Origin of the sequence: Streptomyces sp. NPDC091209 (assembly GCF_044757755.1) — a bacterium.
Lineage (GTDB): Bacteria > Actinomycetota > Actinomycetes > Streptomycetales > Streptomycetaceae > Streptomyces.
On sequence record NZ_JBIVVR010000013.1, the window covers coordinates 106,940 to 119,153 of the forward strand.

The following is a 12,214-nucleotide window of genomic DNA, read 5'->3' on the forward strand; positions in this document are numbered from 1 at the left end:
GCCGGAACCGCGCGGTTGGCCATATGGACACCGCGAGAGCGGGCGTGCTCTGATGCCAAGTGCTGATCTCCGTGGGCGGGGTCTGAGCAGGGTTTCCTCCCGCACCGCCGCACCCCCGGAGGACGCCGCAGCCCGAACATCGCCCGCAAGCGGGAAACCCGGCTCCGGGCCTCAACCGGCATACGGAGACGGGGTTCCCTCACAGCCAGCAGAACGGATGTTGCGCATGAGGACTGCTTCAAAGAGGCGACGGCTGAGATCCGTACGGCGGCAGACAAGCGTCGCCGCCGCCCTCGCCGTGGCCGCCACCATGACACTGACAGGCGCTGACCTACCGTCGGCCGACGGTGCGTACGGCCGGCGAATCCCAGAACTCTCCTCGGGAGACGCCCGCTTCGAGATCCTCTCGCCCACGCTGATCCGTACCGAATACGCGGGCGACGGCAAGTTCACCGACGATCCGACGTTCAACGCCATCGGCCGCGACGGGTTCGAGCCGGCCGCCTACAGTGCCAGGACGTCCGACGGCTGGCTCACCATACAAACCAGCGCGATGAGCCTGCGCTACAAGGTCGACTCCGGGCCGTTCAACGCGCAGAACCTTTCGGTGCAGTTGGCTGCGGGCAGTGCTCCCGTGACCGCAGCCCCCTGGCAGCGTCTGACCTGCACGCTCGGCACACTGTGCGAGGCCGAGAACCTGCGTCTCAACGGGCTTTCCGTCGCCTCCGACCATGGCGGCCACACCGGGACCGGCTTCGCCGCGGGATTCGAGGGCACGGGCAGCTCGGCGTCCGCTGACATCGATGTCAAAGACGCTGGGACGTATCAGTTCGACCTGCGGTACGCCAACTCCCGTGGCGGTGACGGCCAGACCCGGACCCGCACCCTGACGCTCTCCGTGGACGGCGGCGCGCAGCAGACGCTGTCCCTGCCGGCCACAGCGAACTGGGACACGTGGAATGTCACCACGGCGAGTGTCCGACTCGGCGCGGGTCACCACACCCTCGCCCTGACCCGAACCGCCTCGGACTCCGGCGATGTCAATGTCGACAGCGTCGCGCTCGTCCGTCCCGGCGACGCGTACCCGCCGGTCTCCAGCACCGCGATCACCGACTGCTTGTACGGCGTGAGCTGCGAGGCGGAGGCCGGACGCATCGGCGGCACGGCGGTCGACGCCACCGATCACAAGGGATATGCCGGCAGTGGCTTCGTCGGTGACCTCCACCAGGGATCGAGCCTGACGACCCATGTGGTCGGCGTGCCCGCCGATGGCGTCTACGCCCTCCGGGTGCGTTACGCCAACGGAATCGGCGGCGACGGCCTCCACCAGGAGCGCACCGCCACGGTGTCCGCCGGCGGCACCAACGGCACCTTGTCGTTCCCCACGACTAAGGACTGGGACGACTGGCAGACGGCGTCGCTGCCCGTGACCCTCACCGCGGGTGCGAACGACATCACCCTCAACTGCCCCGACGCGGCCAGCTGTCACATCAACGCCGACACCGTCTCGGTGGCCGCCCCCGGGGCCGCCGCGCCCCCGCCGCACCTCGCGCTGGGCGGATACCGCCGAGGCCTCGACGGTGTCACCGGCAACGAGAACTCCGTCGTCACCACGCCCGGCCTGCTCAACCAGGACGGTTGGTATCTGCTCGACGACACACCCTCGGCGCTGTACGACACCACGACGCAGAAGGCGGTGCCCCGCCCCGACCACGGTGGCACGCCCTACCAGGACGGCTATGTCTTCGGCTACGGACACGACTACAAGCGGGGACTCAGCGATCTGGCCACGCTGACCGGACCGCCCGCACTGTTGCCGCAGTGGGCTTACGGCGTCTGGTACTCGGAGTACATCGACCGCACCGCGGCGGACTACCGGAACACCATCCTCCCGGCGTTCCGCTCCGAAGGCACCCCGCTGGACGTCCTGGTGACCGACACGGACTTCAAAGCCGTGAACAACTGGAGCGGTTGGGAGATGGATCCCGCCAAGTTCCCCGATCCCCAGGGCTTCTTCGACTGGTCGGCTTCCCAGGGCCTGCACAACACCCTCAATGTGCACCCCAGCATCCTCGCGTCCGACCCCCAGTTCGCCCAGGCGCAGGCCACCGCCAAGGGCAGGCTGACGAAGGGCGGTTGCGCCTCGGGCGCCGACGTCGAGAACAACTGCTACACCTTCGACTTCGGCGACCCGGACCAGCTCAAGGCGTACATGGACCTGCACCGGACCATGGACCGGCAAGGCAACGACTTCTGGTGGCTCGACTGGTGCTGCGACGCATCGCAGTCGTCACTGCAGGGCGTGACCCCGGACGCGTGGATCAACCAGCAGTACGCCACCGCCGACGCCGAGACCCTCGGCCGCGGATTCGTCCTCTCGCGTGCGTACGGCTCGTTGCAGGCGGCCGGGTACAGCGGCCAGCAGGGCCTGCCGACCGGGCCATGGGCGGACAAGCGCTCCACCGTCCACTTCACCGGCGACACCTCCTCGACCTGGGGCACATTGAAGCTGGAGGTCGGATACACCCCGGGGGAGTCCGCCGCGACCGGGATGGCGGCCATCACCCACGACATCGGCGGGCACAACGACACGACAGGGCTGACCGGTTCGGAGACGTACACCGAAGGCGGGCAGACCCGCACGACCCACAAACTGCCCGACGACCTGTACGCCCGCTGGGTCCAGTTCGGCGCCTTCCAGCCCATCGACCGCCTGCACAGCAACCACAGCGACCGACTGCCCTGGCAGTACGGCGCGGCGGCCCGGCAGTCGGCCGACAAGTTCCTCAATCTCCGCGAGAACCTGGTGCCTTACACCTACACGCTCGCCGAGGAGGCGAACCGCACCGGCGTGCCCATCGTCCGCCCCACCTACCTGGAGTACCCCGACGAGCCCCAGGCGTACGCCGCCGCGAACAGCGAGTACTTCTACGGCTCCGACATCCTGGTCGCCCCCGTGACGACGCCGGGCGCCTCGGCCACCACCTCGGTATGGCTCCCGCCCGGCCAGTGGACCGACTACTTCACCGGCGAGACCTACACCGGCGGCCGCACCCAGGAGGTGACCACCGACCTGAACTCGATGCCGGTATTCATCAAGGCGGGCGGCATCCTGCCCACCCGCACGCACAATGTGTCCAGCAACGACCGAAACCCGCTGACCGACGTCACGCTCACCGTGGCCGCAGGTGCGTCGGGCTCGTTCCACCTCTACGAGGACAACGGCACCACCAAACACAAGAACCAGAGCGCCACGACGACCATCCAATACAGGCAGCACGGCACGCGCCGCACTGTGTCGATCCGTCCGACGCGGGGTTCCTTCCCCGGTCAGGTGCAGACCCGCCAGTGGACCCTCTCCCTCCTGGGGACGCAGGCACCCACCAAGGTCTCGGCGACCGGCGTGCAACTGTCCCCGCACGCGTACCACTGGGACAGCACCTCGAAGGTTCTGACCATCACACTCCCACGCCACAGCGTGCACACGCCGATCACCGTCACTTTCCAGTAGGAAGGCACCCCCCAGGAGGTGACGCGCTCCGCCGGGCCGATGGACACAGGCCGTCGGCCCGCACCTCCTGAACATCGTCGACACCGCTGCCCGTCCATCGCCTGCCGATGGACGGGCAGCGGCTTGCGCATGCGAGGCCACCAGAGTTCTGCCGACGGCGGTCACCTCAGGGTTTGCCCGTCGCCCCAGGCGCGGTTGGTGTCGTTCAAGGGGAAGTGGAACTCTCGTCGCCGAGGGGCCAGGCCTCGATGTCGCGGTAGTGGATCGGTCCGCTGCTACGGCCGATGTTGCTGCCGACCAGGTGCAGACGTTCGGCAGGCCACGGGCGGCCGGTGAACTCGGCGAACCCTTGGGCGATTTCCTCGGTCGAGGACCGGTCTCCTCTGCGGGCGCGGGCCAACGTCAGATGGGGGCGAAACGGGCGGTCTTCGAAAGAGATCCCGCAATCCTTGACGACGGTACGCACATCGGCGGCGAGTTTGTGCAGCTCATCGAGGTCCCCGTCGATTCCGCTCCACAGCACGCGGTCGTCGAAGTTACCGCTGCCGCGCAGTGCCAAGGCGAGTCGTGGGTGGTCCGCCGCGAGATCGGCGAGGGGCGGACGCAGGAGTGGAACCGTCTCGACCGGCAGTTCTCCCAGGAACGCCAGGGTGATGTGCCAGTCCTCGATCCGGTTCCACCGCATGCGAGGGTGCGTTGCGTAGGCGGGGCGCAGCTCCCGGGCCAGTTCTTCTTTCGCGTGGTCAGGCGGAGCAAGAGCGATGAACACGCGAACGGTCGCGGTCTGGGTCTGATCGTTCACACCAGACTTCATACCGCACCTGCCATCTCTGATGGCGCCCCGGCCCTTCGCCATGGCAGACCGGCCCCAGGTCAAGCAGCCGTCGGGCTTCCCGCCGGAGCGAGGAGATGCTGTCGAACTCCTCCGTACGGACATGAGAACGGGCAGCCGGGCGAGTATCGACCTGGGGTGGAGGAGTCGGCCATGCGGGGCGGATCGGGTCAGGCTCTCACCGTAGGACCTGAGCGGTACGCGCGGACAAGAGCCAGTCGGGGAACTCTTGCAGAAGCCGGTCGTAGAGCAGATCGTCAGGCACGGTGCGCGGATCAGGGCCGGCGTGGAAGAAGCGCGTTGTCGACGACGCGATGTCTGGGTACGGCCAGATCGTCGAGCTTGCGGAGGAAGGCGAACTCGTTGTCGTCGGGGTCGCCGAAGCCGATGAACTGACCACGTGCACTACTCCTTCGTCGGGTTGCGGTCCTCATCTTCGTGGTCGTGACCGTGCCGCGGGATGGCTTCCGGCCGTACGCAGGCGGGTGCATGGGTCCAGCTCTGCGGCGCAGGCGTCGAGCAGGGCCTGTGCCGCCGGTGGTAGGGCAGTTGGGATGCCGTTGTCCACTCGTCCTGTCGGCTCGACGCGGGTTGCGAGGTCCCGAGCGATGGAGACGACCGTGGGAAGCGGGCGTTGGTGTGGTGCCACCATGCCCGAGCGCCGTCCTGGCACCATGGCGGCATGGAACGAGTGCTTGGAATCGGTGGATACTTCCTGCGGGCTGCCGACCCGACGGCCCTGGGCGCGTGGTATCGCGATTGCCTGGGCCTCGACGCCGATGAGAACGGCCTGTGGCGTCAGGGAGCGGGGCCGACCGTGTTCGCGACGTTCGAGTCCGAGAGTGACTACTTCGGGTCCCTCGCCCAGCGGACCATGCTCAACTTCCGGGTTCGCGACCTGGACGCGATGCTCGCGCAATTGCGTGCGAAGGGAGCCGAGGTGGCGCCGGAGACGCAGGACATGGACGGTGTCGGTCGTTTCGGCTGGGTCATCGATCCCGAGGGCAATCGGGTCGAGCTGTGGCAACCTGCCTGACAGCGCCGACACCGATTCCGCCGCGCTCCAGCGCGCTGAGCTCCCCGTCCACGGGAACCTCGAAGCGGCCCTCAGCGAACCGCTGGTAGGCCTCGGGCGAACGGCCGGGACCCCTGCCGAGGAGCCGGCCGGCCGCTCCTCGGCTCGTGGCCCGCGCCGGTCGTCAGCCCTCCTCGCGCAGCCCCCAGGGCGAGCCGTACTCGGTGAGCAGGTCGAGGAAGGGGCGCGGTGGCAGGGCTTCCGGGCCGAGGACGCCACCGGCCGACCAGGCACCACCCGCGACGAGTTCGAGGGCGATGACAGGGTTGACGGCGGTCTGCCACACCACCGCCTGCGATCCGTACTCACGCATCGACCACTGGTTGTCGACCACGTGATAGAGGTAGACCTCGCGGGCCGCGCCGTCCTTGGTGCCCTTGACCCAGGTGCCCGCGCACGTCTTGCCGGTCATACGGTCGCCCAGCGTGGCCGGGTCGGGCAGGCAGGCGGCGACCACGTCGCGCGGGGAGACCGCCACCGGCCCGTTCTCCGAGGGGACGGTGACCTTCTTGGTGGCGTCCAGGCCCAGCTCGTGGAGGGTCTTCAGCTTGTCGATGAAGTCGTCGCCGAGGCCGTACTTGAACGTCACCCGGCGGGCGTCGACCCAGCGGGGGATGAGCAGGACCTCCTCGTGCTCGACGTTGACGCACTCCACCGGGCCGATGCCCTCGGGGAAGTCGAAGACCTCAGGTTCGCTGAAGGGTTCGGTGGTGAACCAGCCGCGATCCTTCTCGTAGACCACCGGGGGATTCAGGCACTCCTCGATGGTCGTCCAGATACTGAACGACGGGGCGAAGTCGTAGCCTTCGACCGTCAGGTTGGCGCCGTCGCGGACGCCGATCTCCTCGATCTGGTCGAAGAGTTCATCGGCCGCGTACCGGGCGAAGACGTCCGACAGGCCCGGCTCCACGCCCATGCCGACCAGGGCCAGCCGCCCGGACCGCTCCCACGCTTCGGCCTGTTCGAACTGCGCGTCGCCGAGCTTGACCCCGCATCGCTCGTACGGGTGGGTGGCGTGCGGCGCGGACAGGGACATCGCCATGTCGAGATAGTGCGTGCCCGCCGCGAGGGCCGCGTTGAACAGTGGCATCACGAACCGCGGATCGGTCGCGTTGAGCAGGGCGTCGCACCTCTCCTCGGTGAGCGCCCGACGTACCGCGTCCTCGTCGGAGGCGTCCAGGCGTCTCGCGCTGAAGCGGTCCCCGTGTTCCTTCAGCGCCGCGACGGCCGCCTCGGCGCGTGCGAGGTCGTAGTCCGCTACGACCATGTGGGTCAGGAAGTCGCGACGGGCCGCGATCCGTGTGACGGCCGTGCCCACACCGCCCGCGCCCACGAGAAGAACTCGCATGTCACACACCTTTCGTTGCCGGAGACGAACGCCTCCGGGCTTGGACAGATGCAACGGGATGCCCTGGGTTAAGGTCAACGATGTTGGCATAAGAGTTGGTGCGGGGTCGGCAGGGAGAGCAGGCGTGGCGAAACAAGTGGTGCCGGAGGCGGCACGGCGCAGGCGCCGGCCGACGAGGCAGGGCACCGTGCTGTCCGAGAAGCTGATCGTGGAGACGGCGCTGCGGATGCTGCGAGAGCACGGCAGTACCGGGCTGACGGCACGCAGGCTGGGCGCGGTCCTCGGTGCCGACCCCAGCACGCTCTACCGGTACTTCGCCGGTCTGGACGACCTGACCAGGGCCATCGGCGAGGAGCTGATGGGGCGGGCGCTGGACACCTGGAAGGCCACCGGAGAGTGGCGGTCCGACCTGCGGGCCCTCGGCCAGGCGATTCACGCCTCCTACCTCGCCCATCCCCAGGCCGCTGTGCTGACCGCCAGCCGAGTCACCGGCCGGCCACGGGAGATCGCGGTGGACGAGACGATCCTGGGCACCCTCCGCACCGCGGGGTTCCCGGACGCGGACGCGGTCGTCGTCTACCACGCGTTCATCGACCTCACGCTGGCCTTCGCGGCCCTGGACGCCGGGTCGCTGGCGCTGACGGACGAGGCCCGCGCGGCGGACGAGGAGATGTGGAACTCCACGTACGCCCAGCTGCCCGCCGACACGCACCCGCACATCGCGGCCACCGCGCGGCTCCTGGCCGGGCGGATGACCCACAGCGCCTATCCCGTCGTCCTGGACACGCTGCTGAACAGCGCGGCGGAGCAACTCGTCTGGGCCCGCGCCCGGCGATACCCGCACGCCGCAAGCACCCGAAAGCCCTGACTCCGAGGCTTATGCCAACGGTGGTGACATTTTTCCCGTGGGAAAGGCGGCACAGTGGTGCCGTCAGCCGTCAGCCGTCAGCCGTCAGCCGTCAGCCGTCAGCCGTCAGCCGTCAGCCGTCAGCCGTCAGCCGTCAGCCGTCAGCCGTCAGCCGTCGCGCTCGAGCGCCGTCGCACTCATGGGCGCGCTGGCGGGCCGTCCTGTGCCGGTGAGGCGGCCGTCGCCGCTTCGTCGAGGGGGATGCCCAACCGGTCGGCCACGGTGGTGAGGGCTGTTCCCAGCGGGAGTGCGATTCGAGTGAGGGCGTGCTGGTCGCCCCGGGTCGGGTCCCGGTTGACGATCACCACCGGCGTCCCGGCCTGAGCCGCCTGGCGGACGAACCGTAGCCCAGACATCACCGTCAGTGAGGAACCCAGGACCAGGAGCGAAGTCGCCTCACGAACCAGTCGGCGGCAGTGCTCGACCCGCGACGGCGGAACGGTTTCGCCGAAGAACACCACGTCTGGTTTGAGGATGCCTCCGCAGGCCGTGCACGGCACCACGCGGAAGTCCCCGACCTGTTCGTCGGTGAGGTCGGCGTCGCCGTCCGGGTTGATCGCGGCGGCCGCCGGTGCGAAGCCCGGATTGGCCTTCTCCAGCAGCCGGGCGAGTTCGCGGCGCTGGCTGGAGGTGCCGCAGGAAAGGCAGACGACCCGGTCCAGGCCTCCGTGGAGTTCCACGACGCCCTGGCTGCCGACGGCCTGGTGCAGACCGTCGACGTTCTGGGTGATCACCCCGGAGAGCAGGCCGTGCCGCCCGAACGCGGCCACGGCCCGGTGCCCGTCGTTGGGACGGGCCCGGCCGAAGGTCCGCCAGCCGAGGTGGCTGCGCGCCCAGTACCGCCGACGGGCCTGGGCGCTCGCTGTGAAGTCCTGGTAGGTCATCGGGGTGTGCCGACTCAGGCTTCCGCCCGGGCCCCGATAGTCGGGGATGCCTGATTCCGTGGAGATTCCCGCTCCGCTGAGCACAAGAACACCGCCGGTGCTCAGTGCGTCGGAGACCGGCTCCAGATCCGTGGTGCCCGGCGGCAGGTCCTCGGCAGGGGTCCAAGTCAGAGTGGGGCGCATTCGCATGTCCCCAGGGTACGAACCCGATGACAGGTGTGTGGGCCGGCAAGTCATCGACCAAGGTCACCAAGGGGGTCCGGCTCGTGCCGTCACCCAGGCGTTCCGGCTCCTGCCCTCGTCAAGGGCGCCGGCTCCCGCCGTCCTACGGGTGCAGGCTTCCGCGCCGCCGCGCTCCCCGGAGTCATCGAGCTCGTCGAGTCCGCCCGGGGCTCGCCACCGGACCGTGAACGGCGCTCACCTCGTCCAGCGCACGCGTGCCGGATCCCGCTTCGGACGCGGCCGACTGGTCGAGCGCGCCGCAGCAGGCCGCGGCCTGGAGAAGCAGTGACAAGGCCGGGCGCTGCGGCCGCTACATCAGGTCGCTGATGACCGGGTGGTCCACGTCGAGCGGGCAAGCGAAGACACGCATGGTCTCCCGATTCCCGAGTACGACATCTGTCGCCTCCCGATGCCGACGCAGAACGTCCGGACTTGCGTCGAGAGAGCCGACGGGCGCCCAGCTCTCCCTGCCGCCGTTCCACTCCTGGCTGGCGATCGCGGCCACGAAGCGCATCTCGCTGCCGCATGTGCCGCACCGTACCGGCCCGTCATAGCCCTGGTGGTTCCACGGCTCATGGCCGCCGAGCTTCCAGCCCGGGGCTGTCGACAGGTCCCAGGAGCAGCGGGCTTCGCACTCCTCGGGTAGTCGGGGTGGGGGAAGGTCGCCTGCTCCCAATCCTCGACGCTCGTCTCGAACTCTTCGCCCAAGGCGCCGGGATGCGGATACTCGGTCACCGGCTCCGGCCTCAGCAGGCACGGGGTGGGCAGATAGCCGGCCTCGCCGACAGCCGGCGGCTCCGGTGGCGGGAGGAAGCGGTCGCCCAGGTCGCCGACGCTGCGGTAGCGGATCTGGACCCACGGACCGGCGATGCCGTTGTAGGGGACCGACCCGTCGACGTAGAAATGCTGGAACGGGCACCACAGGATCTGCAGGACGTCCGTACCCCTAGGAAAGCCGTCGCACCAGGGAACGTCATGGCGTACACCTGCATGACGGGCAGCAGGGGCCACCCGGTGTCGGCGGGTATGTCGGCCCAGGTGATTTCACCGTGGTAGGCGAACCTCGTCGATCGCTCGCCCCGTACGTTCGCGGGGCGGTGGGGCTGTGTGTGCATCAGATGCCTGCCACCTGGGCAGGTCGGCCATGCCTCGTCCACCGGCGAGGCCAAGGGTCCGCCCACCGAACTGTCACGAGGCCCGGGATTCGCCGGACGCATGTTCTCGCATGTTCTGCGAGCTCCGGAAAGACCGAGACGACGTCCAACGGCCATGGGGGTGTGACACGGGCTTCATCGCCACCACCGATGGGGTCCTGCGCGGCCGGCGCGGCCACGGGGAGAATCATCGGACGGCCATGGGGCTTCGACCGGACGAAGGGGCATTTCCTTGATCACACATGGCATCGTACGGTGGTCCGTTGATCCTGCTTACCGGTGCGTTCGCTCGCCCCTGCTGGTGCGAGGTGGCGACGCAGGTCGACCGGGACGCGCACGCTGCTGACCCAGTGACAACCACATGCTCCTTAAGGAACGCGACATGCCCACGTGGACCCGCACGCTGCGCCAGACCGGCATCACCGAGTCGGACCTGCGGACCGCGTACGGCCAACAGCGCATCTTTGTCCGGCGCTTCAAGCCTGAGGAGTTTCTGACCGTCCGGCTTCTGTTGCCGACGCGCCTGCACCCGCCGGTCATCGCCGCAGTTGCCTTCATGCACGAGACGGACCAGCGTGTCGACACCGGCCCGCGTGAAGTCCGCGGCAAGGCGTTGGGGGAGTGGGCGGCCGCCACTCGGGCGGTACTCGACGGCGCGACCCCTACGGACGCGACTCTCAGGACACTGGGGGATGCGGCCACACGGCACCCGCAACTAAAGGTTCGTGTCGAGGACTTCCTGCGGGGAGCGCGTCAGGAGGTCGAGTACGACGGTTTCGACACCGAGGACGAACTGCAGGCCTACATCGACGGGTACTCGCTGCCCGCTTTCATGCTCCTCGCCTGTCTGCTGGAGCTGAGCGACACGGCGGACGCCGAGGTGTTTGAGCAACGGTGCCGGGATCTCATCGAGGCGATGCAGCGCGTCGACTTTCTCGACGATCTCGCCGAGGACGCGGCGCGGGGACAGGTCGGCATCCCGGGCAAGGACCTGGAGCGTCACGGCCTGTCCGTCGAAGATCTCCGGGCCCCCACGAAGGCGGTCCGGGCCGGCCTGGACCAACTGGTCGGAGAACAGGTGGAATTGGCCCACCGGCGGCTGTCCGCAAGCAGGCCTCTGGTGAGCCTGGTGCCACGACAGACACGCCCCTTCATCACCGCCCTGCTCCAGGTGCAGGAGCTGCGGTTGCGTGCGATCAGCCGGAAGGGCGGCGGCCTGGCGGACGGTGGCGCACGTCCGTCCGTGGCGGCGCTCCTGGGCGTGTTGGCGCGCCAGTACCGGGCCGCCCGGCGGACGCGGTAGACCTCTCTCCGACCTCCCTCGCGCCCTCGGGAACGGAGGGCGTCAAGTTGCCCCGGCCCTTGATCCGGGCCCTGGTCGACGCCGACCGGACCGCCCGCAGTCGCGCCCTGCTCCGGCACGGCGTCGACGGACTCCTGCACAGCCTGCGTCCCACAGTCGACTGGTCCCCTTCGGTGCTGACCGCGCCCGACCCGGTCGACCGTGACCTCCACCTCGCGGGGCGCGGCCTGCTCCTGGTGCCCTCGGTCTTCGGCCGGCCCACCCCGGTCACCCTCGTCGACGCCGCACTGCTGCACGCCAACACCTGTCCGGACAGGCCGCCGAGGCGCCCGCTCGGGAGTCGGCCGGCACACCCGCCGACGGGGGACAAGCCGCAGGCCGCGACATAGGGTCTGGCTCGCAAGGCCGATCATGCGGACGGACGCCCTGACGCGGGCCGCCGCCCGCACCGACCGGCCGTTATTGCGTGCGGAAGACGGAACCACAGACCGGGACGAGGTACTTCCATGACGACGACGGCGCGGCCGACCCTTCAGTACGAGGACGCTCAGGTTCGCGTCACCCGCTGGGACTTCGAGCCCGGAACCGCCACCGGGTACCACGTCCACGCATACGACTACGTCGTCGTCCCCGTGACCGACGGTCACATTCGCGCACTCGGCCCCGACGGGGCCGGGACCGATTCCGTACTCGAAGCGGGTCAGTCCTACGCGCGCCCGGCCGGAGGGGCCCACGACGTCGTCAACATCGGCGCGGCACATCTTGCCTTCGTCGAGATCGAACTCAAGCACGCCGTTCCCGCCGTGGCACCCGATCAGGGCGGTCGCTAGCAGGGAACTGCCGGATCCCAGGTGCCCGGCGCGGCATGATCCGTTGCGGCGGGGCCGGGCTCAGGGCGGCGGTCGAATCGAGGAGGCCGGGCTTTGACCAGCCCCGAGGGCACAGCGCATCCGTGGGGACGGAACAGCATGCCTCTTG

General features: G+C 69.1%; 10 protein-coding genes and 1 pseudogene. 6 read left to right on the forward strand and 5 right to left on the reverse strand.

The genetic code is table 11. The annotated features are described in order from the left end of the window. The first annotated feature begins 310 nt into the window (after positions 1 to 310). On the forward strand, positions 311 to 3,511 hold the full coding sequence (locus ACIQRL_RS31760) for a TIM-barrel domain-containing protein (RefSeq protein WP_401338232.1): 3,201 nt from the start codon (positions 311 to 313) through the stop codon (positions 3,509 to 3,511). Positions 3,512 to 3,716: 205 nt separating this feature from the next. Here the strand turns inward: ACIQRL_RS31760 and thpR are convergent, their stop codons facing one another. Together thpR and ACIQRL_RS31770 are read right to left on the reverse strand one after the other, a co-directional pair. Further along, positions 3,717 to 4,325: an RNA 2',3'-cyclic phosphodiesterase gene (thpR, locus tag ACIQRL_RS31765; RefSeq protein WP_401337985.1), complete on the reverse strand. Its 609-nt coding sequence runs from the start codon at positions 4,323 to 4,325 to the stop codon at positions 3,717 to 3,719. Positions 4,326 to 4,521: 196 nt separating this feature from the next. After that, a pseudogene (locus ACIQRL_RS31770) lies at positions 4,522 to 4,738 on the reverse strand (VWA domain-containing protein); the annotation flags it as partial. A 287-nt stretch (positions 4,739 to 5,025) separates the two neighbouring features. On the opposite strand from ACIQRL_RS31770, the gene ACIQRL_RS31775 reads away from it, so the two are divergent. After that, on the forward strand, positions 5,026 to 5,379 hold the full coding sequence (locus tag ACIQRL_RS31775; RefSeq protein WP_401337987.1) for a VOC family protein: 354 nt from the start codon (positions 5,026 to 5,028) through the stop codon (positions 5,377 to 5,379). Positions 5,380 to 5,542: 163 nt separating this feature from the next. Here ACIQRL_RS31775 and ACIQRL_RS31780 read toward each other — a convergent pair whose 3' ends face one another. After that, positions 5,543 to 6,766 carry a saccharopine dehydrogenase family protein gene (locus tag ACIQRL_RS31780; RefSeq protein ID WP_401337989.1) on the reverse strand — a complete coding sequence of 408 codons (1,224 nt, stop codon included), beginning with the start codon at positions 6,764 to 6,766 and terminating at the stop codon, positions 5,543 to 5,545. Positions 6,767 to 6,890: 124 nt separating this feature from the next. Between ACIQRL_RS31780 and ACIQRL_RS31785 the strand changes: the two genes are divergently transcribed. Continuing rightward, positions 6,891 to 7,634 carry a TetR/AcrR family transcriptional regulator gene (locus ACIQRL_RS31785; protein ID WP_401337991.1) on the forward strand — a complete coding sequence of 248 codons (744 nt, stop codon included), beginning with the start codon at positions 6,891 to 6,893 and terminating at the stop codon, positions 7,632 to 7,634. Between the two features lie 176 nt (positions 7,635 to 7,810). On the opposite strand, the gene ACIQRL_RS31790 is transcribed toward ACIQRL_RS31785, so the two are convergent. Together ACIQRL_RS31790 and ACIQRL_RS31795 are read right to left on the reverse strand one after the other, a co-directional pair. Continuing rightward, complete coding sequence (locus ACIQRL_RS31790) at positions 7,811 to 8,746, reverse strand: NAD-dependent protein deacetylase (protein ID WP_401337993.1); 936 nt, start codon at positions 8,744 to 8,746, stop codon at positions 7,811 to 7,813. A gap of 343 nt (positions 8,747 to 9,089) precedes the next feature. Beyond that, positions 9,090 to 9,455 (reverse strand): hypothetical protein, encoded by a 366-nt coding sequence (locus ACIQRL_RS31795; protein ID WP_401337995.1) that lies wholly within the window; start codon positions 9,453 to 9,455, stop codon positions 9,090 to 9,092. 860 nt (positions 9,456 to 10,315) lie between these two features. Between ACIQRL_RS31795 and ACIQRL_RS31800 the strand changes: the two genes are divergently transcribed. From ACIQRL_RS31800 to ACIQRL_RS31810, 3 genes are all read left to right on the forward strand, one after another. Next, positions 10,316 to 11,236 carry a phytoene/squalene synthase family protein gene (locus ACIQRL_RS31800; protein ID WP_401337997.1) on the forward strand — a complete coding sequence of 307 codons (921 nt, stop codon included), beginning with the start codon at positions 10,316 to 10,318 and terminating at the stop codon, positions 11,234 to 11,236. 47 nt (positions 11,237 to 11,283) lie between these two features. Further along, positions 11,284 to 11,625 carry a hypothetical protein gene (locus ACIQRL_RS31805; RefSeq protein ID WP_401337999.1) on the forward strand — a complete coding sequence of 114 codons (342 nt, stop codon included), beginning with the start codon at positions 11,284 to 11,286 and terminating at the stop codon, positions 11,623 to 11,625. A gap of 117 nt (positions 11,626 to 11,742) precedes the next feature. Further along, the gene (locus ACIQRL_RS31810) at positions 11,743 to 12,066 is read left to right on the forward strand and encodes a cupin domain-containing protein (RefSeq protein ID WP_401338001.1); all 324 of its coding nucleotides are present in this window, start codon (positions 11,743 to 11,745) and stop codon (positions 12,064 to 12,066) included. Positions 12,067 to 12,214: the final 148 nt, after the last annotated feature.

Bases quoted from the DNA above. Each gene is read 5' to 3' on its own strand.
- ACIQRL_RS31760 (WP_401338232.1), top strand. From the start codon at position 311: ATGACACTGACAGGCGCTGACCTACCGTCGGCCGACGGTGCGTACGGC.
- thpR (WP_401337985.1), bottom strand. From the start codon at position 4,325: ATGAAGTCTGGTGTGAACGATCAGACCCAGACCGCGACCGTTCGCGTG.
- ACIQRL_RS31775 (WP_401337987.1), top strand. From the start codon at position 5,026: ATGGAACGAGTGCTTGGAATCGGTGGATACTTCCTGCGGGCTGCCGAC.
- ACIQRL_RS31780 (WP_401337989.1), bottom strand. From the start codon at position 6,766: ATGCGAGTTCTTCTCGTGGGCGCGGGCGGTGTGGGCACGGCCGTCACA.
- ACIQRL_RS31790 (WP_401337993.1), bottom strand. From the start codon at position 8,746: ATGCGAATGCGCCCCACTCTGACTTGGACCCCTGCCGAGGACCTGCCG.
- ACIQRL_RS31800 (WP_401337997.1), top strand. From the start codon at position 10,316: ATGCCCACGTGGACCCGCACGCTGCGCCAGACCGGCATCACCGAGTCG.
- ACIQRL_RS31810 (WP_401338001.1), top strand. From the start codon at position 11,743: ATGACGACGACGGCGCGGCCGACCCTTCAGTACGAGGACGCTCAGGTT.